The 1,751-nt window shown below is 73.5% G+C and carries 3 protein-coding genes; all 3 read left to right on the forward strand.

Annotated elements, in window-relative coordinates; genetic code table 11:
- Positions 1–231: hypothetical protein (locus G6017_RS16480; RefSeq protein ID WP_206682422.1), on the forward strand; the 231-nt coding region annotated here is incomplete at its 5' end.
- 33 nt (positions 232–264) lie between these two features.
- The gene (folE, locus tag G6017_RS06475) at positions 265–888 is read left to right on the forward strand and encodes a GTP cyclohydrolase I FolE (RefSeq protein WP_179524473.1); all 624 of its coding nucleotides are present in this window, start codon (positions 265–267) and stop codon (positions 886–888) included.
- A gap of 59 nt (positions 889–947) precedes the next feature.
- On the forward strand, positions 948–1,751 hold an 804-nt coding region (gene folP / locus G6017_RS06480), incomplete at its 3' end, for a dihydropteroate synthase (RefSeq protein ID WP_182616537.1).

Here is a 1,751-nt window from a genome sequence, read left to right on the forward strand (position 1 = left end):
GACAGGACGTATGGTCCGAGCGAGTCCGAGACCACCCGTCTCCCTGCCGCCCCCGCCGACCCCGAGACCACGGTCGAGGAGCCCGGCAGCCCGGGGGACCGGGACGCCACGCCGTCCGATCGGTCGACCCGGGCGTGGTCGGCGGTCGACGGTGACGGGCGTCGGAGCGGGTCGCGGCGACGCGAGGACAAGGAACCCGGGTGGCGTGCCCCGTGGGAACGTGACGACTGACCTCCCGGTTGGTGTCGTGCGAGAAGAGGACTGATGACAACCCCTGACCACATCCCCGCGGCCGACGCCCGGTCGAGGTCCACCGACCGCGTGTTCGACGCCGAACGCGCCGAGGCCGCGGTCCGGGAACTCCTGATCGCCGTGGGTGAGGACCCGGAGCGCGAGGGACTCCTGGACACCCCTGCCCGCGTCGCCCGCGCCTACCGGGAGGTGTTCGCGGGGCTGTACACCGACCCCGCGGACGTGTTGTCCAAGACCTTCGACGAGGATCACCGCGAACTGGTGCTGGTGCGCGACATCCCCATCTACTCGACCTGCGAGCACCACCTGGTGCCGTTCCACGGGGTGGCCCACATCGGATACATCCCGGGGCGATCCGGTGCCGTGACCGGGCTGAGCAAGCTCGCGCGACTCGTGGACCTCTACGCCAAGCGCCCTCAGGTCCAGGAACGCCTGACCGGCCAGGTCGCCGACGCCCTGGTGGACAGGCTCCAGCCCACCGGCGTCCTCGTGGTGATCGAGTGCGAACACCTGTGCATGAGCATGCGGGGGATCCGCAAAGCCGGTTCCGTGACCACCACCTCCGCGGTCCGGGGCAGCATGCGGTCCAACGCCTCCACCAGGGCGGAGGCCCTCGGCCTCCTCCGGGGTACGTGAGCCACCCGGCCGCCCCGCCGCGCCCGTCCGTACTGCCGCGCCCGGGCCGCTGCGCGGTGATGGGCATCGTCAACGTCACGGAGGACTCCTTCTCCGACGGTGGGCGGCACCTCGCCCCCGAGGCGGCCCTCGCCCATGCGCGTCGCCTGGTCTCCGAGGGCGCCGACCTCCTCGACGTCGGCGGGGAGTCCACGAGGCCGGGTGCGATCCGGGTCGATCGGACCGACGAGGCGGCCCGGGTGATCCCGCTGGTCCGCGCACTCGTGGAGGAGGAGGTCACGGTCTCGGTCGACACCATGCGCGCCTCCGTCGCGGCGGAGGCCCTGGACTCGGGAGCGGCGCTGATCAACGACGTCTCCGGAGGCCTCGCCGACCCCGGCATGCTGGAGGTCGTCGCCGACCACGGCTGCCCCGTGGTGCTCATGCACTGGGTGTCTCCCGACCAGTACCGGGCGGGCGCCGGCGGGCGTGCCGACTACGGCGGGGACGTGGTGACCTCCGTCCGTGACCACCTCGCCCGCCGCGCCGACGCGGCGGTGTCCGCAGGCGTCGACGCGGGCTCGATCGTGGTGGACCCCGGGTTGGGCTTCGCCAAGGACGCCGCCGACAACTGGGCGCTGCTCCACCGACTCGACGTCCTCATCGACCTGGGCTTCCCGGTGTTGGTGGCCGCCTCCCGCAAGCGCTTCCTCGGGTCGCTCCTCGCCGACACCGCCGGTGTGCCCCGGGCGGTGGCCGACCGTGACCCGGCCACCGCGGCAGTCACCGCTCTCGCGGCGGCGGCGGGGGCGTGGGCCGTGCGAGTCCACGACGTCCCGCCGAGCGCCGACGCCGTACGGGTGACGGCCGCCTGGGCGGCCGGA

The sequence above is a fragment of the Dietzia sp. B44 genome (assembly GCF_014145245.1).
In the GTDB taxonomy this organism is placed as follows: Bacteria; Actinomycetota; Actinomycetes; order Mycobacteriales; family Mycobacteriaceae; genus Dietzia; species Dietzia natronolimnaea.